General features: G+C 68.9%; 19 protein-coding genes. 9 read left to right on the forward strand and 10 right to left on the reverse strand.

Annotated elements, in window-relative coordinates; all coding sequences use genetic code 11:
* Positions 1-46 precede the first annotated feature (46 nt).
* The 3 genes from ABT158_RS03775 to ABT158_RS03785 all read left to right on the forward strand — a co-directional run bounded on the left by ABT158_RS03775 (position 47) and on the right by ABT158_RS03785 (position 3,789).
* Positions 47-2,329, forward strand: coding sequence for a phage tail family protein (locus ABT158_RS03775; RefSeq protein ID WP_352350549.1), 2,283 nt, complete (start codon positions 47-49; stop codon positions 2,327-2,329).
* A gap of 123 nt (positions 2,330-2,452) precedes the next feature.
* Entirely contained in the window at positions 2,453-3,199 is a 747-nt protein-coding gene (locus ABT158_RS03780) for a hypothetical protein (RefSeq protein ID WP_352350551.1), read from the forward strand.
* A gap of 8 nt (positions 3,200-3,207) precedes the next feature.
* Positions 3,208-3,789 (forward strand): hypothetical protein, encoded by a 582-nt coding sequence (locus ABT158_RS03785; RefSeq protein ID WP_352350553.1) that lies wholly within the window; start codon positions 3,208-3,210, stop codon positions 3,787-3,789.
* A 216-nt stretch (positions 3,790-4,005) separates the two neighbouring features.
* Here the strand turns inward: ABT158_RS03785 and ABT158_RS03790 are convergent, their stop codons facing one another.
* The 8 genes from ABT158_RS03790 to ABT158_RS03825 all read right to left on the reverse strand — a co-directional run bounded on the left by ABT158_RS03790 (position 4,006) and on the right by ABT158_RS03825 (position 10,132).
* The gene (locus ABT158_RS03790; protein ID WP_352350555.1) at positions 4,006-4,677 is read right to left on the reverse strand and encodes a ribonuclease FAU-1 family protein; all 672 of its coding nucleotides are present in this window, start codon (positions 4,675-4,677) and stop codon (positions 4,006-4,008) included.
* Between the two features lie 175 nt (positions 4,678-4,852).
* Entirely contained in the window at positions 4,853-5,179 is a 327-nt protein-coding gene (locus ABT158_RS03795) for a hypothetical protein (protein WP_352350557.1), read from the reverse strand.
* Between the two features lie 237 nt (positions 5,180-5,416).
* Entirely contained in the window at positions 5,417-5,650 is a 234-nt protein-coding gene (locus ABT158_RS03800) for a hypothetical protein (protein WP_352350559.1), read from the reverse strand.
* Positions 5,647-6,051 carry a hypothetical protein gene (locus tag ABT158_RS03805; protein ID WP_352350561.1) on the reverse strand — a complete coding sequence of 135 codons (405 nt, stop codon included), beginning with the start codon at positions 6,049-6,051 and terminating at the stop codon, positions 5,647-5,649. The genes ABT158_RS03800 and ABT158_RS03805 overlap by 4 nt, the downstream gene beginning before the upstream one ends.
* Position 6,052: 1 nt before the next feature.
* Positions 6,053-6,343, reverse strand: coding sequence for a hypothetical protein (locus ABT158_RS03810; protein WP_352350563.1), 291 nt, complete (start codon positions 6,341-6,343; stop codon positions 6,053-6,055).
* A gap of 227 nt (positions 6,344-6,570) precedes the next feature.
* Complete coding sequence (locus ABT158_RS03815) at positions 6,571-8,292, reverse strand: UDP-glucose dehydrogenase family protein (protein ID WP_352350565.1); 1,722 nt, start codon at positions 8,290-8,292, stop codon at positions 6,571-6,573.
* Positions 8,293-8,379: 87 nt separating this feature from the next.
* Positions 8,380-9,624, reverse strand: coding sequence for an SIR2 family protein (locus ABT158_RS03820; protein ID WP_352350567.1), 1,245 nt, complete (start codon positions 9,622-9,624; stop codon positions 8,380-8,382).
* Positions 9,625-9,637: 13 nt separating this feature from the next.
* Complete coding sequence (locus ABT158_RS03825; protein WP_352350569.1) at positions 9,638-10,132, reverse strand: NUDIX domain-containing protein; 495 nt, start codon at positions 10,130-10,132, stop codon at positions 9,638-9,640.
* A gap of 192 nt (positions 10,133-10,324) precedes the next feature.
* Between ABT158_RS03825 and ABT158_RS03830 the strand changes: the two genes are divergently transcribed.
* The 5 genes from ABT158_RS03830 (at position 10,325) to ABT158_RS03850 (ending at position 16,897) form a co-directional block, all read left to right on the forward strand.
* Entirely contained in the window at positions 10,325-11,710 is a 1,386-nt protein-coding gene (locus tag ABT158_RS03830) for an NsdA family TPR-like regulatory protein (RefSeq protein WP_352350570.1), read from the forward strand.
* Positions 11,711-11,857: 147 nt separating this feature from the next.
* Positions 11,858-12,931, forward strand: a complete 1,074-nt coding sequence (locus ABT158_RS03835) for an MBL fold metallo-hydrolase (protein ID WP_352350571.1) — start codon at positions 11,858-11,860, stop codon at positions 12,929-12,931.
* Positions 12,932-13,061: 130 nt separating this feature from the next.
* The gene (locus ABT158_RS03840; protein ID WP_352350573.1) at positions 13,062-15,752 is read left to right on the forward strand and encodes a hypothetical protein; all 2,691 of its coding nucleotides are present in this window, start codon (positions 13,062-13,064) and stop codon (positions 15,750-15,752) included.
* The gene (locus ABT158_RS03845) at positions 15,752-16,216 is read left to right on the forward strand and encodes a hypothetical protein (protein ID WP_352350575.1); all 465 of its coding nucleotides are present in this window, start codon (positions 15,752-15,754) and stop codon (positions 16,214-16,216) included. Before ABT158_RS03840 ends, ABT158_RS03845 begins: the two co-directional genes overlap by 1 nt.
* Positions 16,217-16,222: 6 nt before the next feature.
* Positions 16,223-16,897 (forward strand): hypothetical protein, encoded by a 675-nt coding sequence (locus tag ABT158_RS03850; RefSeq protein ID WP_352350577.1) that lies wholly within the window; start codon positions 16,223-16,225, stop codon positions 16,895-16,897.
* Positions 16,898-16,922: 25 nt separating this feature from the next.
* Here ABT158_RS03850 and ABT158_RS03855 read toward each other — a convergent pair whose 3' ends face one another.
* A complete protein-coding gene (locus ABT158_RS03855) occupies positions 16,923-17,216 on the reverse strand; it encodes a hypothetical protein (RefSeq protein ID WP_352350579.1) in 294 nt (97 codons plus the stop codon).
* Between the two features lie 256 nt (positions 17,217-17,472).
* A complete protein-coding gene (locus tag ABT158_RS03860; RefSeq protein WP_352350581.1) occupies positions 17,473-18,156 on the reverse strand; it encodes a DUF6082 family protein in 684 nt (227 codons plus the stop codon).
* 166 nt (positions 18,157-18,322) lie between these two features.
* On the opposite strand from ABT158_RS03860, the gene ABT158_RS03865 reads away from it, so the two are divergent.
* Positions 18,323-21,106: a hypothetical protein gene (locus tag ABT158_RS03865; RefSeq protein ID WP_352350583.1), complete on the forward strand. Its 2,784-nt coding sequence runs from the start codon at positions 18,323-18,325 to the stop codon at positions 21,104-21,106.
* Positions 21,107-21,124 lie beyond the last annotated feature (18 nt).

The raw sequence follows: 21,124 nt of genomic DNA on the forward strand, positions 1-21,124 counted from the left end.
TCGCCATGTCTCCACCTCCCTTCCGGACCCCACAGGAGGTGGAGACATGGCGATCAACGTGGGCGAGCTGTTCGTCACGATCGACCTGCGCGACCAGTCGTTCGCCACCCGGCTACGACGCGCGGTCGGCGACGCCGAGCAGGCGTCGCGCCGGTTCCGGACCTCCGCCGCCGGGATCACCACGTCCGTGGCCCGGATGGGCGTCGAGGTCGTCGCCGCGGCGGCCCGCATGGCGATCCTGTCCGCCGCCGCCAGCGCGGTCACCAACAGCGTGATCTCGCTCGGAGCGGCGCTCGCTCCCGCGGTCGGACTGGTCGCGGCGCTTCCGGGAGCGGCAGCGCTCGGCGCGGCCGGGCTCCTCACCCTGACCGTGGCCTTGTCCGGGGTGGGCGACGCCTTCGAGGCCGCTCTGGGAGCGGACCAGAAGAAGTTCGAGGAGGCCATCTCCGGCCTGTCCCCGGCCGCGCAGGCAGCGGCCCGAGAGCTGCGAGAACTGCGGCCCGTCCTGCTCGCGGTACGGACCTTCGTCCAAGACGCGCTGTTCGCGCCGCTGGCAGGCCAGCTCACAGCGCTGGCGGACGTCCTTGTCGGGCCGCTCGCGATCGGCATGTCCTCGGTCGCCAGCGCCATCGCCGGCGTCGTGGTGCGGGTGGCCGAGTTCGCCCGGTCTGGTGTCGCGGTGTCCGCGATCGGCGCGGTGTTCGCTTCCCTGCGGCGCGCGGTCGATGAGCTGGCCGTCGCGATCGACCCGGTGCTGACTGGGCTGGTCCGCATCACGCAGGTCGGCGCGCAGTTCGCCGCCGGACTCGCGCCCGAGCTGGCGCTGCTGGCGGCCCGGTTCGGGACCTTCCTGTCGCAGGCGGCCGACTCCGGCCGGGCCCTGGCCTGGATGGAGGGCGCCGTCCAAGTCCTGCGCCAGCTCGGCGGGATCGCGTCCGACGTGTGGGACATCGTGTCCGGCGTCTTCGCGGCCATGCGGGCGACCGGGAGCGACGCGCTCGGCGTCCTCGGTACCGTCCTGGACCGGATCGCGGTATGGGTCAACTCGCTGGCCGGACAGCAGACCCTGACGGCGATCTTCGTCGCGCTCGGACAGATGGGGTCGGCGCTCGCGCCCGCACTCGTCGCGGTCGCCGAAGGAGTCGGCCTGCTCGCGCCGCTCGTGGCCGCGCTCGCTGTGCAGATCGGGCCCATCCTGACCGCCGCGATTCAGGCAGTCGTCCCCGCGCTGGCCGCGCTGTTCCCCGGGGTTTCGGCGATCTTCGCCGCGCTCGGGCAGGCGGTCCAGGCCGTCGCGCCCGCTCTGGTACCGCTCGCCACGGCGTTCTCGTCGATCATGGTCGCGGTCGCTCCGCTGCTCCCGGTGGTCGGCCAGCTTGCCGCGCTCGTCGCCCAGGTCCTCGCGGCCGCCGTGCAGGCGAGCCTCCCGTCGCTGAACCTGCTGGTCGCTGCGTTCGCGCTCGCGGCCCGGGAACTGGCTCCGATGCTGCCGCTCCTGGGTGCGCTAGCGGTTGTGCTAGCAGCCAGCGTGATCCCCGCGGTGGCTCCGCTGCTGCCGCAGCTCGCGGCGCTGACCGCGCAGCTCGTGACCGGGCTGGCGCCGATCCTGGGCCCAGTGATCGCGTTGCTCGCCCAGGTAGGCGGGCAGCTCGGCCAGGTCCTCCTGCAGGCGCTGGTACAGGTGACGCCCGCGGTGATCACGCTGGTCGGCGCCGTCGCAGAGCTGCTGCCGGTGATCCTGCCGCTGCTGCCGCCGCTGCTGCAGCTCGTCACGACGCTGCTGCCGCCGCTGATCACGCTGGTGCAGTCCGCGGCGGCGCTGCTTCGCGGCGACCTGGTGGGCGCGATCGCCACGGCCAGCCGCGCGATCTTGGAGTTCCTGGTCGTGATCGACAGCCTGGGCTGGCAGCTCCTGCAAGGGCTGTGGAACGGCATCCAGTCGGCGGCCGGGTGGTTCCGGGACGTGATCTGGGGATTCTTCCGGAACATCCTGCCGGACTGGGTGCGGCAGGCGATGGGCATCAACTCGCCCTCCACGCTGTTCGCGGAGATCGGCCACTTCACGATGCTCGGCATGGCGCAGGGCATGCAGAACTCGGCTCGTACGGTGCTGGCCACCGCGTCGCGGATCGCCGGTGACCTGGAGCGGTCGTTCCGGCCGGAGCTGAGCGTGGACATCGGCTCGACCGGGCGGGCCGTGACCGGGACGCACGACCGGCCGGGCGGTCCGGTGAACATCCAGGTGACAGCGATCAACCCCGTTGCCGAGCCGACCAGCGAGACCGTCAACCGGGGCCTTGCCTACGCGGGAATGTTGGGGGTGCTGTAGATGCCGATGTACCACCTCGACGGAGTACCGCTCGATCATCCGGCCGGGTGCTGGCGGGCCAAGGTCGGCACGAAACGCCGCCCGCTTCCCGGCGCGAGGTCGGTCAGCGTGAAGGTGCCAGGGGTGGCCGGCGAGCTGCCGGTGTACGGGCTGGACTTGGAGACCACGACGCTGCCGCTCGTGCTCGGCGTGACCGGCCGCACCCCGGCCGGGGCCGATGGCGGGTTCGAGCAGCTAGAGCACAATCTTGAAGCGGTCTCGGCCATGCTGGGGGTGCGGCACCGGCTGATGCAGCTCACCTACACGGCGGGCAGCATCGTGCGCGTCGCGGGCATCACCGTGGAAGCGGTGTCCGAGCCGGAGATCAACACCTCAGCGGCCCGGGCCCGGCTCACCGCCGTCTGCAAGATCCCAGGCGTGTACTGGCGTGACCCGGCCGAAGTCACCTGGGCCGGGGCGGCGAACGCTGCCAGCCAGCTGGTGACCCCGCTCGCGGGCAGCACTGGCCCGATCGTGGACGCGGTCCTGCGCGTCACCGGTCCGGCCGTCAACCCGTCGATGACCGACGTCGCGAGCGGCGGCACAGTGGGCCGTTCCTCCGGCCTGCTGGCCGGGCAGCGGCTGCTCATCGACTGCGGGCAGATGCGGGCCCGGCTCGTCACCACCGATACCTGGGATTTCACGTCCGGGACGGACGTGACCGGCAGCATCATCGCCACGGGGCCGGGGAGCGCGTTCGGCTGGTTGCACCTGACGCCCGCGATCGCCGTGGGTGACCCGCACTCCCGCGCGGTTCTCGTGACTGCGACCGCCACGTCCACCACATCGGCATCCGGGCTTGAGATCCGGGCCCGTCGTTCGTTCCTGTGAGGAGATCCATGCACGACACCGCTATCGCCGCCGTCCCCTCTCTGTCCGGCCCGCCCGAGCCGCATTACCACCTGGAGAGTGCGTTCTCCCGGTGGGGGTTCGCGCAGACGGTGCCCACCTGGCTGGCCAAGGACCGCCTGATCAGCCCTCCCGGTGACACGCCGGGTTTGTACGTGGTCATGATGTACGTGCCTGCTGGCCAGACGATCGAGACCGTTTGGACCGCTTTCCGCAACACCCAGACCACGACCGGCACCTGGCGTGCCGCCATCTACGAATCGGGTCACGGCCAGCCGGCCGTTCCGGTGGCCGGTACGGCGGCGACGGCTGCGGGTGTCGGGGTCGGGTGGGCCGCATCGCCACTGTACGAGGTGGTCCCCGCCGCTTCGGAGGGACGATGGGTGCACGTCGTGCTGTCCTTGGGGCTCATGGAGAACGGCGGCGTGGCGGCGTACAAGCCTGAATCGGCTGTTGCCCCGTTCATCGCAGACGCCTGCTGGATCAGCATGCAGCACGACGAGCCGCCCGCGGTGCTGGAACTCGGCCAGTGGCAGCCATTCGGGATGACCCCGCTGATCGCGCTGCGCTGAGTGCCCGTTTCTCAGGTTGGTGAGGCCTGACTAGGGCAGTGACAGCGTGTGAGATTTGCTGAGTGGGTCGGCGAACCGAGGTCCGTGTGTGTGAGGGCTGTGGAGCCGGGCTGGAGGTGACAGCACGGTCGTCACGGCGTTTCTGCTCGTCGGCGTGCCGGTCGCAGAGTTGGGGGCCCGTCGGCGGCGCACAGTCCTCCCGGCGGATCTTCTGACTCACAGATGGGCCGCTGCCGGGTATATCTCAATGTTCTCGGGCAGCGTCGGTGTCTGCCATGCCTCCCATTGAAGTGGTGCCCAGTCATGGGCAAAGGGGCCCAGCCGATCCTCGATCAAGCCGATGACCTCTGAGCGCGCTTCGGTCACATGGCGGTGAGTGTCATCGCTGATCAGCCCGAGCCGTCTGCCCTGCTGATATTCGTCCTCATCCTTCCACCGGTACTGCGATAGATCAGGATCGGCGACGAGGTCTAGCAGGAGATCGAAGGTGTCGATGCCCATCAGGGTGCGCCGTTTCGGCAGGTCGAAGTCGACATACCAAGCGAGAGGGTTTTGATCGGTGTCGAAGTACTGGCGCACCGTGAAGTAGGAGTGAATGCCGTACCAACTGCGAACGGTGGTGCCCTGCCAAGCCCACCACCCCAGATTCCACTCACCGGATGCGAGCTCGCGGATCGTGCGCTCCCGCAAGCTGCCGCCGTTGACGAAGGAGTTGATCCACGTGGTCGAGACCAGGCCCCGAAGCCCCGGCCATCCCGCTACGACCAGAAACTCCTCCGTGTCGTGAAGAACTCGATAGGGGGCTGCCGACCAGACCTTCTCGTTCCACACATGCCGACGCACAGCCGTCGCTCCGGCGTCAAAGCGCCTATATTCGTTCAGCAACATGCACTCGATCTTGCCTGACGGCCACCAGATCCGTCGATCTCGGGCTCGTGCCAGCTCTGTTCGCTGAAGCCCTGAGACCCATCTGGTTTAGACACAGGCACTGATACAGCCGTAGAACGGGCGGAGGGCCGCAGCGTCCCCGAGTACGCTGCGGCCCTTCCTGCTGGGATGCCGGTCAGGCCGACTGGGCCGCCTGGTGAGGCAGCCGCTCGATGTCGTACTCTCCCTGCTTGACGAGGGCGACGAACTCGGTCCAGTCCGGGGCCGCAAGGGTGACCGGGGCGTCCTTGCCGTGGACGTGCCAGATGCTCACCACGCCTGCGTCGTCGGTCCTCATCCGCACGGCACCCTCGGTCGGCTGCTCGCCTTCCTGGAGGGCGAGCAGAAACGCGCCCCACTCGTCGAGTGTCGCGATCACCGTGGGCCCGTCATCGAGGCTCGGGTCGGAGAACTCGATGTGGTCGTTGACCCGCTCTGCCAGGGGTGTGCGTCGCTGTGACATGCTGACTCTCTTTCTCTGAGATGGTTGGTTCCTTGCTGCCCGCACGCATCGCCACGCTCGTGCTGATGTGGCGGAGCGTGTTGGGGTGGTCCGTGAGTGGCCAGGATCAGGAGGCGGCTTTCTCTTGTCCTGGCCACTCCCTCCGCAGCGGTGGGGTGCAGAGGAGGGAGCCCGCCGCCGCGAATCGGCGGGCCTATCCGGCATCGGGTTGCGGAAGGGATGCCGGACGTCGGTGAGCTACGGCTGAGGCATGATGCTCATCAGCGTCGCCAGCTCCAGCAGGGCGACGATCACGACCTCGTCGGGGCTCTGCGGGCGGCGGAGCGCGATAACTCCCTCCGCCCCCTGAATGGGCAGGTATTCGAGGCCGTTCTCCTCGCCGGGTCTGATCGGCGCGAACAGCACCGGGTCGACGGCCGCTCTGGCGTTGTCCAGGTAGCCCCAGTGGCGGAAGGCTCTGCTGCTGTTCATGCGATCTCTCCTGACTGCGGCCTGATGTTGTGCGTCGCCAGCAGGGCGGTGACGTGGTTTGCGTCTTGTGGCGACATCACGCCGCGTCCGAGGCGGAACAGTTCGCTCTGGTGGGCGGCCCACGGCCTCCAGAGGACGAGCAGAGAGGGGACGTCGCGCGCGCCGAGCGCGCCGAGCACCTGGGGGACGGGTATGCCCTGCAGGAGGAGGCGGCTGGCGCTGGCCATCTGGCTGTCGTAGGCCGTGTAGGTGATGGCCGACATCCACGCGAGCTCGGCGAGCCGGCCGTTGGCGTCTCGTGCGGCCAGGCGGGACAGCACGAGCTTGCGCCAGGACTGGACCTGAGCGTTGAGGGTGTACTGCAGGGCTTGGCCCCTGGTGGTGGGGAGAAGCTGGTCCATGTCATTCCCCCAGCCTGGGCAGCGGCGGGCGGGCCGTCGGCTGGCGGGTGGGCGTCCGTTGGGCGCGGACGATGGTCCGGGTGCGGAGGTACTGCACCGCCACTTCACGGGGATCGACGCCAGCAATGCGCAGGTCTGCTTGGAGGGAGGCGCCGGGCAGCTCGCCGAACGCGGCGAGCATGGCTCCGAGTGCCTTCCCCTGGTCGCCCGTCACACCTGAGATTTCGCGATCGGCATCGCTGCGGACACGCCAGGCATAGACCGTGGTGAATGGCTCTTTTGCGGACAGCATGAGGTGTGCTCCGGGGGAGGATGGTGCGTTTTCGCACAGGGTCCGCCTATCTCAAGAGGCGATTCGGTTGCGCGATTACTAGCGTGGCCGCCACAGGAAGCCAGGCCCGCCGCGCTGTCGCAGATGGCGGTCGATGCTGGTGATCGAGGCCGGGCGCGGCGACCGAGCCCATGGCTGCGTCTGCTCAGCATGCGTGCTGAGCAGACGCAGCCCGTAGAGACGAAGCGTCATTCCGCCGCGGCTGCCGCGTTCTCCCGTGCAGCCCGCTGGAAGCCGTAGGCGAGGTAGCGCTCCCAATGACTGCCGGCGCTCTTGTCCGGAGAGATCCGGTCCAGGGTGACCATGCCCGCCAGGATGGCGGCGCACAACTCGTCCTGCACCTCGGCCAGGGTGGCGGTCTGCGGGCCGTCCGTGCCCCAGCCGCGCCAGCGCCTGTACAGCTCGGCCGCTTCGTTCGCCTCCTCCGACACCTTGGTCACGAGGAGGAGTTCCTTTGCGGGGTCAGGAGCGTGGCTGCGCCGCTCGTCACGCTCACGCAGGGCGCGGATCTGGGTCCACATCGTCTCCATGTTCATGGGCAACCTCCAGGGGGGGGTCTGGCTGGTCGGGTAGGGCGGGTGCTGAGCTGGGCGGCCGAGCTGCCATACCTGCCATCCGGCGAGGATCCACGGGCCTGCGTCGACCGCGTTGCGGACGTCCACAAGCACCCGGCGACGCACGACTGCGGCGGCCTCGTCGGGCAGGTCGGGGTCGTGGGTGAACTGTGGCCATTCGGTGCCGATCACCACCAGGTCAGCCCCCTGCAGGGCGTCGGCGACGGTGTCGGCGTAGGTGAATTCGGGGTGGTAGATGCGGGCGGCGTCGAGGGCTTCGGGGTCGTAGATGGCCGGGGTCGCGCCGCGTTCGACCAGCCGCCTGGCGAGCCGGAGCGCGGGCGAGTCGCGCACGTCGGATGTGCCGGCCTTGAAGGAGGCGCCCAAGAAGGCGATCCTGCTCCCGTCGAGCGGGCCGCCATTGGCCTTCTCCACCAGTTCGGCCGCAGCGCGGCCCCGGCCTTCGTTGACGTGCTCGACGGCGGTCAGGAGCCCGTACGCGTCGTGCGCGCCGAGCTCGCCGACGCGATGGGTGAACGCGCGCACGTCCTTGGGCAGGCAGCCGCCGCCGTACCCGATGCCGGGTCGCATACCGCCGTGCCCGATCCGCTTGTCGATACCGATGCCGTACGCGACCGTGTTGACGTCTGCTCCGGTGATCTCGCACACCTCGGCCATGGCGTTGATGAAGGAGATCTTGGTGGACAGGAACGCGTTGGCGGCGCTCTTGAGCACCTCGGCCGTGGCCGGATCGGTGACGATCAGCTCGGCGACGCCGCTGGCCAGGATGGGCGCGTACACCTCCTCGATCGCCGCGCGGGCCTCCAGGCTGGACAGGCCGGCCACGATCCGGTCGGGGCGCAGCGTGTCCTCTACGGCGTGTCCCTCGCGCAGGAATTCCGGGTTCCACACCAGGTCGACGCGGGCGGCCGGTGCGAATTCGTCGATGATGTGCTGGAGCTGGGCAGCCGTGCCGACCGTCACCGTGCTCTTACCGACGATCGTGGCAGGCCGGGGAGGCAGCAGCGGCAGCAGGGCCTCGATGGCGCCGATCACCTGGCTGGTGTCGTAGCCGTCCCCGTCCGGCCGTAGCGGGGTTCCGACAGCGATGAAGTGCAGGTCAGCGAAGTCGGCGGCCTCGCCCAGGTCGGTGGTGAAGCGGAGCTGGCCCGTGGCGGTGTGGGCTGCGAGCAGTTCGGCGAACCCGGCCTCGTAGAAGGGGGCGACGCCGGCCCCCAGCGACTTGCACTTCTCGGGGTCGAGTTCGACGCCGATCACCTCGTGGCCGAGTTCGGCCATCGCGGCGGCATGAGGGGCGCCGAGGTGGCCGCAGCCGATCACGGATACGCGCATCATGATCCATTCGTCGGATTTGTCCTGTTGGGGCGCACGGTCGGTGCGCCCCAGCAAGCTATCCCGAGCGAAGGCCGCGGAAGCGGACCTTCAGGAAGTCGGGCTGATCTTGAGGTTGAGCAGCTCGCACAGCTGCGGCAGGGCGGTGAGGGCCGCCTGGCGGACGATGATGTCGCCCTCGCGCGCGCCCTCGATCGGGTACTCCTTGAAGGAGCCGTTCTCCATGAGCCCTTCCGGGTCCACGTAGAAGATCTTCATGCCCTTCGCGCGGGCGCGGGCCTGGACCGCGCGCCGGTCGGCGTGCAGTCCGACCACGAGCAGTGCCTTGGCCTGGTCCAGGAGCGGCACGGGCGGGATCTTCTGGTCGTAGCGGCGCACGAACACCTCGGGCAGCCCGGCCCGCGCCGACAGAGTGTCGAAGTTGTGGGTGATGACCGGGCCGACCAGGTGACCGGCGTCGCGCAGCGCCCTCAGGGCCTGGTGGGCGGCGGTGGGCTGGGCCAGGAAGCACGCCTTGAACATGCGGACCAGGTCGGCGGCCTTGCCCGTGGCGTCGAGCAGCATCTCCTGCACGAGGGTGTCGGCCTCGGGGCTCATGGTGAAGGCGTGCGACTGGGTGAGGGTGTTGTCCTTGCGGGCGGTCACCCGGTACACCTCGTGCAGGTAGTGCAGCGGCGGGATACCCGCCTCGATGCTGCTCCCGCAGCCCACCTCTACCTGGAAGGGCAGGTAGTCCAGCAGCCCGGTCAGGTCGGGCGCGATGGCAGGGTTGCCGCGCTGCTCCTTGACGCGCATGCCGCCCGCGAGCACGTCCCAGGGCAGGTTGCGGACGGCGCGAGCCACCTCGTACCCGTCGGAGACGAAGGTGACGTCCACCGAGCGGAAGCCGTGGGGAGTCTCGCGTCCGGCGCGCTCGTCCTGAGGGTGCTCGTCGTAGTCGGTCAGGGTGACGCGGAGGTCGCCCTTGCTCCAGCCGTCCGGCTTTTCCCTCCAGCCGCCGGCCCGCAGCCACGAGTCGAGGTTCTTGCGGTAGACGTCGATCTCGGCCTTGGGGGCGGTGAAGGAGTGGAACAGGTACAGGTCCGTGAGCACGAGGCGCGGGATCGGGAAGGTGTAGTCCAGGTCGTACTTGTACCGGTAGTGGACGACGCGGCGGCGGCCGTCGCTGTCGGGGTCCCAGCCGGACAGTTCGGCGTTGGCGGGGTCCTGGGTCCGCCGCCAGATGCCTTCTTCGATCGACCGGGCCCGCTCGTGGCGGTCGCCGGCGAAGTGGGCTTCCCAGATCGCCACCTGCTCCGGGGTGAGCTGTTCGATGACGGAGTAGGGCAGAAACACGACGATCACCTTCCTATCGGGAGTGGGGAGAGGGGAACGGCAGCCCCTTCAGCAGGTCGGCGGTGAAGCCGCCGCGCAGGGCTGTCAGGCATTCGTTGATGCGCCACAGCTCGTGATCGACCGCCAGGTCCTTCGCCTCCTCGGCGGTGACCCAGCGGGCCTCGGTGTAGCCGCTGTTGTCCACCACGCTGATCTCCGCGCGGGTGGGGAGGGGCACGTGGTAGACGAAGTTGAGGCCCTCGGTGCAGTGGCCGGGCATGGGCGGGGAGTAGTCCACGGCGATCAGCGCCTGAGGGGTGAGGCGCAGCCCGAGCTTCTCGGCCAGAAGCCGGCTCATGGCCCTGCGCGGGTGTTCGTTGGGGGCGGCGGACCCTCCGGGCAGCCCCCAGCGGGACACCTCTGTCCAGTACGAGCGGCTGATGATGACGTACTGGCCGTCGTGCTCCAGCAGCGCCAGCGCGGCGGTGCGCCGTGGCGGCGGATTCTGGAAGTAGTCGGCGTCTGCCATGTCCCTGTCTCCCTCCCGTAAGGTCCAGGCACTGACTGTCCGCCGTGATGCGAAGGTGCCGCCAGTGGCAATTGACGCCCCTCACAGGGGCACTTACGGTCCAGGAAGAGGGCGCGGTCAGCCCTTGCCGGACGAGCTTGGCGGCGGGAGGGTGACACAGAAGCTGTCGTCCGTGCTCGCAAGGAGATCTTGTTGAGACCTCACGAAACGCACCCAGGCGAGATCCGCGCCCGCGCGGCTGTCGATTTCGGTGACAAGGTGCCTGCGCAGGTCTACAACGACATCGCCCAGGAGATTCACCTCTGCTGCGGCCACAGCCAGCTGAAGAGCCACCGCCTTGCGCGCGGGTGGAGTCCCCAAGATGCCGTTGATCGGCTGATCGAGGTGGCCGCATCGGAGGGGCTACCCGCACGTGGGGTGGAGGTTCGGGCTCTGCGGCGATGGGAGAGCGGTGGCCATGCCGATGCCGACTATCAGGACCGGCTTGCCCGGCTGTACGAGACCGGCCCGGTCCAGCTCGGGTTTGCCACCGACTACACGCCACCTTCAGGGGGTGATCGTACGAACCGACGTGACGCTCTGCGCGGTGCTGCGCGGTTGGGCGCTGCAGCGCTGATCGCTCCGGGACTGCTGGCCACCGCTGAACAGGAGGCGCGGGAGCTGACCCGTCGCAGCGAGGAGACCGACCTCGGGCCGAGCAGCCTCGCACATCTGCAACGTGTCATCACCGACTACGGCCTTCACTACGCCCGTTACAGTGCCGACGAGCTGTGGGAAGCCGCTCTCGGGGATCGCCGTCATGTCTCCACGCTGCTCCAGCACCGGACGACGCTGCGGCAGCGGCGCGAGCTGTACGTCGCCGCGGCCTGGCTGTCACTGGTGCTGGCGTGGGCGGCGGGCGATCGCGGCCAGGTGCGGGCATCGCTAGCGTTTGCCGCAGATGCTCGTCACCACGCGGACGAGGCTGATCATCCGGAGGCGGTCGCGTGGGCGTGGGATGTCGAGGCGACGACGTGGCTGTACAACGACCAGCCGGACGAGGCACTCCGTGCCGCGCAGCATGGCGTCGCGGTGGCGCCGGCCGGGACTGCGGCGCAGACGCGCTTGACGGGGCAGGTAGCGCGGGTGCACGCCCGCCTGGGGCACGTGGGTCCGGCGTCGGAGATGTTGACGGTGCTGCGTGGCCATGCGGAGCGGCACGCGGCGCATGCGACGGGTCTGTTCAGTGCCGATGCGGCGCGAGTGTGGTCGGTGGCCGCGACGTCCTGCCTCTGGTTGGGGGATGCTGGGCAGGCTCGCGACTTCGCGTTGCAGGCGATGGACGTGTACGAGCAGGATCCGAGCATGTCGCCGACCAGGAGGGCGATCACCGCGCTCGACCTCGGGACCGCGTCTGCTCAGCTCGGTGATCCTGAGCAGGCGGTGATTCACGGCTTGGACGCGCTCGCGACGCCGCGTCACGCTGCGGCGATAGTGACGCGCTGTTTCAGTCTCCACTCGATGCTTGAGCGCAACTTTCCCGGTGCCGCGGTAGTGGGGCGATTTCGGCAGAGCGTGGCGGAGCTGTCCGGAGGGTGAGCGTCTACCGCAGGACTTGCTCGTCCACGAGCCTGATCGTTAGAGGTTCGTAAAGCTCAGTCCACGCGGCGGATCGCCGGTCGCCGGGCCGGGGCACAGCCGGGGATACTCGTGCCGACGTGACGAGCAGACCTCGGGGGAACGCCGGTGCACCATGACGGGCCGTTCGATGACCTCGGCCAACTCCACGCCTGGCTGCGCTCCTCCAGCACGCAAGAGTTGGCCGGCATCCTCGACGAGGCCGACGACGCGCATCGACGTATGCACGCCCATCCGCCCCGCCTCGGCCAAGCGCCTTCTCCGGTCGTTGCTGGCGCGACAGAGGTGACGTTGCTCGGGGCGCTCGGGCACCGTTACGGCATGCTCGCGGGGGGCGCCGGTGGCGTGCTGATCAGGACAGGCAAATCGTGCGTGATCGTGGATCCGGGGCCTGCCGCGCTCGGCCTGCTGCTCCAGCTCGCCCGGCAGGGCCGGTTCGACTTCGCCGACGTGGATGCGTTGCTGGTCTCCCACTTTCACCCCGACCACTACACCGACGTCATCCCCTGTCTGGAAGGCGCGATGAGCGCCCGACAGCGGCCAGGCCGCGTGCTCCTGGCCGCGAACTCGACGGTGATCCAGCGGTTCGCCGCGTTCACGCCCTTCCACATGCGCCGCGTCGACACCTGCACGTTCACCCACCTCGCTGGCCAGGCGGAAGGCGAGCAGGCGGTGAAACTCGCCGACCTCGTCGTCCATGCGACCCCGGCGGTCCACCACGAGCACGGCGATGAAACCCGCACCGCGATCGGGTTCGCTCTCGATACCCCGGGCGGCGGCGTCTGGTACACCGGGGATACTGGCCTGTTCGACGGGCTGCTCGACGCCGTGGTGGCGCTGCTGCCGCAGACGGCTCTGGTGATCGCCCACGCCAGTGGCACTGGCCGCCACGCCGTTCCGGAACGGGCCGCGGCCTGCGACTGGCACCTCCACACGGATGCCGTCCCCGCCATCGCCGCCGTGCTGCGCCCAGCGTGCGTGGTTGTTCAGCACTACGACGCCGCGTACGCCTCAGCGCGTTACCGCATCGCTCAAGCGGAGTGGCTGCAACGGCAGCTTCATGCCCACGGTCACGAGACCACGGTCGTGGGCGGCCGGAACGGCCTGCAACTGACGTTCGACCGGCGCCGTCTTCTGCGCAGCGAGATCGTCCTCGACAACTCGTGTTCCGGCCCATCCTGATCGGATACGCGGGCTGAGCGTGGCCGTGGGACTTCCTGACCGGGGGAGGAGCGCGATCATGCTGGAGCTGCGGTTAGTCGTTCATGCTCCCAATGGGGCCCGTCTGGGGGTGCTCCCGCATCCGGTGGGGATGGAAGTCGCGTGCCCGCTGAACGACGTGCCCGCGCTCATGCTGTCCACCAGCGCACATGCGGTCAACGCGGAGCTACTGAACGGGCCGGTCGAGGTCGCGGCCGAGTGGAGCATAGACGGGCAGACGTGGACAGAGGATCCGGACTGCCGGTTCCTGCGGATCAAACGCCGTGGTGACAACACCGATCGGGCCGGGATGGGGCGGTTCGAGCTGCCTGGCTACGCCTGGATGCTGCGCAAGCTGGTGCTGTTCCCCGGCTCAGCTCCTCTGGTCGACGGGAAGCGCGGTTTCCTGAGTTCGACGCCAGGCGCGATCTTGGCCACGTTCCTGCAGGAGGGGCAGGCGCGCGGCGCGGTGCCGGGCGTCTCCTGGGACTTCACGCCGACGCACGACAGCGCGGGCCAACCGTGGGCGAAGGTGTTGACCATCTACTACCAGCCGGGGATCGATGCGCTGACGACCCTGATCAACCTGGCCGAGCAGGGCACGCTCGACTTCCGGATGAACGGGCGCACGTTGCAGGCGTACAACGCCGACACCGTGCTGGGGCGGGACCTGGCCAGCGGTGCTGCGCCGGTTGACCTGCGGTTCGGGCGTGACATCGTGGCCGCTCCCGACATCGGCACCTACGAGGACGCGGCCACGTCGGCGCTCGTGATTGGCGATGACGGGTTCCGCATGTCGTTCACGAACGGGGCCGCCGCCGCTCCGTGGGGCCGGTGGGAGGCGGCGATCGGCCAGGGCGGCGTGTCCGATCCGGGGACGGCGTTCCTCCTGGCCGAGGCGCTGCTGCTGCGGGTTGGGCACGAGCGCGTCCAGCGGACGCGGCAGATCACCCCGCACACCGCGCGCTGGCTGCCGTGGCGGGACTACCGTCCCGGGGACCGCATTCTCGCGCCGGGCGAGGGCGGGGCGATGGAGTCGCTGCGCGTCAGGCAGATGACGATCACCCGCGATCAGATGGGCGTGCTCGGCGGAAACCTGGTGCTCAACGATCGCCTGCTGGAGAGGGACTTGCGGTTGGCCCGCCGCACGGCCGGCATCGTCGGCGGCTCGACGGCCGAGGGCGGGTCGGGTGCGCGTCCGGCGCCGGAGTCGCCGACGCCGCGCACACCTGCGGCTCCGGCCGGGCTGATTGTCGATCCGCTCGCGTACATCGACGAGCACGGCCTGCCCAGAGGGCAGGTGACCGCCACGTGGGGCGCGGTCACCCAGGACGTGAACGCCGTGGCGCTGACCGTGGGCGGCTACGAGCTGTTCATGCGAATCAACGAGGTCGGAGCGCCCTGGTATCTGGTGGCCGCGACGGAGGCCGCCGACACCAACGCGACGTTCTCGCCGTTGGTGGTCGGGCAGCAGTACCAGTTCAAGGTCCGCGCGGTGAACCTGGGCAAGAAGGGCCCCTTCTCCAGCTCGGTGGTGGTGACGATCCCGGACGACACGACCGCGCCGCCCGTGCCGACCGCTCCCACGCTCGCGTCCCGGCTCGGCGTCGTGCACGTTGCATGGGACGGGCTCGGCGTCGGGGCGGCCCCGATGCCCGCCGACTTCCACCGGGTGCTCGTGTGGATGCAGGACCCGCTGGCCCCCGGCTGGGAGGAGATCGGGTACATGGACGCGGCCGGGTCGCTGATCGTGCCCGGCCTGCCGTACGGGCTCGACAGGGAGTTCTCCTTCACCGCGATCGACCGCTCCGGCAACACCTCGGCGCGCTCGGCCACCGCGACGATCGCCGCGGTGCAGCTCGTCCAGGGCGACGCCGCGAACGACTCGATCACCACCGGCGCGATCCTGGCCAACGCGATCACCGCGGCGAAGATCGCCGCCGGTCAGATCCTCGCTGAGCACATCGCGGCCGGGGCGATCACGGCCGCGAAGCTGGAGGCTGTGCTCGCGCTGGCCTCCCGGATCGTCGCCGGGGATCCGGGAGGGGCGCGCGTCGAGCTCAACAGCTCGGGCCTGGAGGCTTACAACGCCTCCAGCGTGCAGACGGTGTTCATCTCCTCCGCGTCCGGCGCGGTCAGCATCGTGGGCCAGCTCGCGACCGGCGTGACCGGCCGCCGCATCATCATCAACCCGGCCGGTGCGGCCGACCCCGAGATCCGCTACTACCCGGGCAGCGGAACGAACTACGCCCGCACGTATGCCGACAGCGACGGCGCGATCATCCACGTGTCCGGCCTGTCGCCCGACACCACCCGCCGTTCCTACGTCATCCAGCGCGGCGACGAGTGGCGCATGCACATGGTGCAGGCCAGTGACGGGCTCGCCGGGGGCGGCTACATGTTCGCGCAGCCGACGCAACTCGAGGTCGGCCACAACGACATCCAAGGCCGCCTGAACCGGTTTCTGTTTTCTCGGGGTGGTACGTCCACGACGGGCTACACCACGTTCCGGGGCACGTGGTCGTTCGAGACGGGCGCCGGGATGCTCATGTTCGCGCGGTCGCTGCCGGAGTCGGGCGGGGCAGCGGCGACGTACTTCGTCGGGTTCGCCGTCACGCTGGCGTCGACGCCGCGGCTCGTGTTCTCGGCCGACAATCCGGTCCCGGACCGGTTGTCATTTCACATGCGTAACCCGGGGACGGGCGGGTTCACGCTGCGGTCGAGCGAATCGAGCCTGGGCAGCCCGCCCACGTTCACGGTGGCCCTGCATGTGTGGGCCTGGAGACAGCACGGGGTGACGTGATGGTGCAGCGGTGGCGGATCTCGGATGTGGTCGAGGGGCCGGAGAGCTGGCTCATCTTCTACGAGCCGCTGGACGACGGCGGCGAGGCGTTCGCCGCGTCGTGGCCGAAGGAGGCATTCGAGATCCGGATGGCCGAGCACGGACTGCAGACGGTGGACGAGGCGATCGAGGTGCTGCTGTACACGCCGCTGCTGCACGCGATGCACGCCGACGGCCAGAAGGACGCTCTTCCTGTGCTGGAGGGCGATGCGACCTCCGCGCGGGCGCGTGTGCTCGGCCAGGTTGCCGCCTGTAAGGAGCGCTTTGGCGAGGTGACCGTATCGAGGTCAGCGGTCCGGCGTGGTCAGGCCGATCCGTTGCAGGTGCTGCGCGACGGCGTCCGGACCGATCCGGTACGGATCGCGGCCATGAGGTTGGACATCGACAGGTACTTGCTCGCGTCTGAGCGGGCAGACAAGGAGTAGAAGATCATGTGTTCGATCACCGTGAACTGCTCATGCACGCAGGAGCCGCAGGAGCCGCCGCCCGCGGGCACGCCGGTGATGGTGCCTCCTCCTCCGGGGGCCCCGCTTGGCTGGGACGGCTGGATGTCGTCTGCTCACCCTGACGCATGCACGAGTTCCGTCCAGCCTCCGGCCGAGGTCAGCGCGGTGTACATGGCGCGGCTGGTGCAGCCTGCCGGCCTGTCGATCAATGGTGTGTGGGTGACGACGTGCGCGCCGGCGTCCGGCCTCGTCAGTGGTGAGTCGAGAGTCGCCGTCTACGCGGAGGAGCTGGGCACCATGTCGGTGTACTCGTCGGTGCCGCGCACGGACGCGTTCTCGGAGCAAGGCAATCGCCGCTGGCGGCTGGAGTCCGAGCCGGGGGTGCCGAATCTCGTGCCCGCTCCGGCGACGGATCGGTTCGTGTGGGTGGCGGTCCTCGTCGCCGCGTACACGACGCCGCCGAAGCTGCTGTCCACGAGGCCGGTTGAGCTGCCGGGCCTGCCGGGCGGTGACCTGTTCCTCAAGAACTCGCTGTTCGGTATGCGCAGCCGGGTAGGGCAGCGAGCGACGTTGCCCCCCGTTGAACTGGTGTCCAGTGCGACTGGGTACGGCGACCTGACGGATCGCGTGATCATGGTCATCGCCGACGACTGGAACTAAGGCACGAGTCCAGCTGAAGGCGGACCTACGCGGACGAACGCCGTAGCCGTCGCCTCAGGCGGCGAAGCCAGCCCTCATTCTGCTGGTGCAGGTCGTCGATGAGGCCGTCCACCGTGCCCCCGCGCACGTCGTGGAGGCCGAGTAGCCGGAGCTGTACTTCATCCATCGCCGCGTCCACTGGCAGTCCGACGCTGGCTAGGTAAGCGGCGTCGTCCGGGAAGCCGTGGTAGCGCGCGAGGTCGCTGATCTCAATCGGGCGTGCCGTTATCGCGCCTGACGGCAGGTATCCAGCCGTGATCTTGGGCTGCTCGTCTTCCACCCATCCATGACACCACAAGGGGGTGAGTGGTGCAGGTCATCATTCCTGGCGAGCCGGTGCGGTTCGGATTGGGTCTGGTCGGCTACCAGCCGAACGGGCAGCATCTCGACTGAGAGGCCGGGGCCCCGCTCAACGACGCGCCACCGCTGCGGCTGACCTACTCCGGGCACGTGGCCGGCGCGTTGTGGCTGGCGTTGCTGTGTGAGGTGGCGGTGGAGTGGTCGGCGGGCTGGTCCCAGCCAGAGCACCACATCAGTCACCGACGTTGTCTGGCATGCAGGGCAAGGCTGAAGGCCAGCACGGCGCCCGCGCCGAATGCCATGAGTGCCTGTCTTTGAGCCGAAGGCGTCTTGGGATACACCAGGGGGCGCGCCTTGGACCGGTTCGCCTTCGCGAGCTCCTCGTCCATGATTTTGCAGAATTTACGGCTGCGCGGGGCAACTCTGTAGCTGTCCCGGGAGGTTTCCCAGTGTTTTCTGCCTACCTCTCCATCGAAATAATTCTTTGCATGATGGCGTAGCTCGGCATCTTCCATAAGCCCGAGGTCGTGCATCGAGCGCCAGTGGTTGGTCCAGGCATTGGCCAGGATCAGCATCTGGATTGACGCATCATCCTTGGGGCTCCGCCACAGGCCATCAGTTACTTGCACGAGAGCTGGTTTCTCCAAGCCCGTGCGGATGAGCTCGAACTGCACCAGCCTCCAGTTTTGGTCGGTCATGACGCGAACGCTCCGGGCTTGCAGGAGGGCAGAGTACGCAATTCCGGCCAGAGATAGGGCGGCGAGGAGCGTAGCGACTGGGCCGTAAGCCTGCCCAATTTCGCTTAGCAGGGTCCACTCCGCCGGAGGCATCACGGAAGAGAGGGTTCTCAGTGCGATCGGAGAGAGAATCAGCATCGCCGCAATCACAGAAAATGCAACAATCGCCGCAAGGATCGTCATTATTCGCTTGGTCCGGCTTCTCATCTGACCTCCCGGCAATGATGGGCGGCGAATGCGGCGATTGCCTTTGCCCCGTATGTAGAAACGTCCACGCTCGATGAGGTCTTGTCAATACAGATGAGTGAGATGGGAGGCTGGCATGCAAATCATCACCTCAGGCGAGCCAATGCGATTCGGGTTACGTTTGGTCGCCTACCAGCCGAACGGGCCACGACTCGGGGTGCTCGGGAAGCATCTCGGGGTCGAGATGGGCATGCCGCTCAACGACACGCCGAGTCTGAAGGTGACGTACTCCGGGCATGCGGCCGGTTCGCAGTGGCTCGCTTCGCCGTGTGAGGTGGCGGTGGAGTGGTCGGCGGGCGGGGCGTGGACGGAGCCGGCGAACGCCAGGTTCCTTCGGATCAAACGGTCCGGGGACGGCGCGGATCAGGCGCTCAGCCGCTCCTACGACATGCCGGGCTACTCGTGGATGCTACGCAAGCTGACCTTGTACCCGGCGATCGGGATGATCGACGGGAAGAGGCAGTTCCCGGCCACGAGCGTCGGCGACATCCTCTCGCAGATGATCGACGAGGCTCAGGGACGCGGCACGCTTCCCGGCCTGTCCTACGACTTCGACGCCGCCCAGGACTCCAATGGTCAGGAGTGGGCGGCCACGCTGACGCTCGGCCTCGACCCGGGCACGGACCTGCTGGCCGTGTTGATCAACCTCAGCGAGCAGGGCGTCTGTGACTGGCAGATGCAAGGCCGCACGTTGCAGGTGTTCAACCCCGACACCGTGCTCGGCCGCCAGCTCGGCTCCGGGCCCGCGCCGGTCGAGCTGCGCCTCGGGCGGGACATCGACCAAGCCCCCGACGATGCCACGTTCGAGGACGCGGCGTCGGCGATCCTCATCACCGGCGAGGACGGCCTGTCGGTCGAGGTGACCAATCCCGGTGCTGCCGCCCCGTGGGGGCGGTGGGAGGCGGTCCAGTCGCAGGGCGGGGTGAAGGACGAGGGCACCGCACGTCTGCTCGCGCAGTACGCCCTCGACCGGGCGTCGGGGGAGCGGGTACAGCTCACCCGGCAGATCACGCCGTACGCGGCCCGATTCCTGCCGCTACGCGACTACCGACCAGGTGACACGATTCGTGCCCCAGGCGACCAAGCGGTCATGCAGGCGCTGCGCATCCGGCAGATCACCCTGTCGGTAGACGGCGACGGGCTGATCAGCGGGAACCTCGTGCTCAACGATCGGTTCTTGGAGAGGGACATCCGCCTCGCGCGGCGCGCGAACGGCATCCTGTCCGGCGGGGTGTCGGAGGGCGGGAACGGCGGCGAGCCGGCGCCGGAGAGCAAGGACCGCGTCCCGGCCGCCCCGACCGGCCTGGTGGTGAATCCGCAGGCATACCTCGACGCGGAGGGCTACGCGCACGGGCTGATCACGGTGTCGTGGCTGCCCGTCTCGACGGACGTGAACGGCGTCTCGCTGGCCGTAGACGGGTACGAGCTGATAGGGCAGACCCCGCCGGGGACCGGCGCAGAACGAGTGCTCGGCCACACCGACGGCACCTCGATCTCCTACAGCCCGCTGACCCCGAAGAGCCAGTGGCGCTTCGGGGTGCGCGCCACCAACCAGGGCGTCAAGGGGCAGCTCGCCACCTCGGCGGTCATCACCATTCCGGACGACGAGACGCCGCCGCCGATCCCGTCGACGCCGGTCGTGGACTCCCGGCTGGGAATCGTCCGGGTCACGTGGGACGGGTTGACCAGCTCGGGGACGGGCATGCCCGCCGACTTCCACCGCGTCCTGGTCATGATGCGTGACCCGCTCGACCCGGATGATGAGGGCCAGGCGGTGGAGTGGCTGGAGCGGGCGGGGACCGCGGTCGTGCCCGGCCTCCCCTACAACGCCGACAGGGAGTTCTGGCTCGTCGCGCTCGACCGGTCTGGCAACGTGTCGGGAGAGTCGGCGAGGGCGGTCGCGTCCACGCACCCGCTGGTGGACACCGACCTGATTGGCGAGGTGATCGACGGTGCCGAGCACATCATCTCGGGGTCGATCCCGGCCGACGCGAAGATCGTCGCCGGATCGATCACGGGCGGGCTGATTCAGGCGCTGGCGATCCAGGCCGGGCATATCCAGGCCAACGCTGTGACGGCCGACAAGATCGTGGCTGGGGCGATCCAGACGGGGCACCTGGCCGCCGCGGCTATCACGGCTGACAAGCTGGCGGCAGGGTCTGTCACCGCCAGCACGATCGCCGCCGACGCGATCACCGGCAAGACGATCACCGGGTCTGTCATGCGAAGCTCGGCCACCGGCCGGCGCTTCGTGCTCGACTCCAGCACGTTGGACCTGCGCTTCTACCCGGCGAGCAACAACAACTACACCAGGATCTACGCTGAGGATGGCTGGTACCCCGGCGAGACAACGACGTTCATCACCAGCGGCACCAACAGCGGCGGCACCGCGCGGGCCGAGTTGCAGGTGGCCGCGGGGCTGGTGCGGCTCGGCATCAGGGACGCCTCGTTCTCCAACCGCCAGGGCGGCGGCCTGGACGTGGCCGAGGGCTACGCGATGTTCGGGTACTCCACCGGCAGCTCGTCGTTCGACACGTTCATCTACCTCAACAGCACGGGCCGGTTCTACATCAGGGGCCGGGTGTGGGATGCCAACGAGACGTCCCCCTACGATGCGTTCGCCGCCGGGTCCGTCTCGGTCGGCGGGGCTGCATCGCCGAACTGGGCCATCTACCGTTACGGGCCGCCCAGCTCGCCGACCTCGATGGCCACCAACATGGGGCCGGTCGTCGCGTTGCGGGATGGCGGCTCGGGCGGGCCGTCCGCGTTCACCAACAACTACGTGCCGAAGGCGTGGGCGCTCACGGCGTCCGACACCAGTGGTTTCCAGGTGAACCTCGCGAACAGCACGTCGTTCGCCTTCTACTTCTGGGCCCACCGGCATTGATCACGACATCAACGGGAG

This window comes from Nonomuraea sp. NPDC001636, assembly GCF_040298265.1.
Classification (GTDB): domain Bacteria; phylum Actinomycetota; class Actinomycetes; order Streptosporangiales; family Streptosporangiaceae; genus Nonomuraea.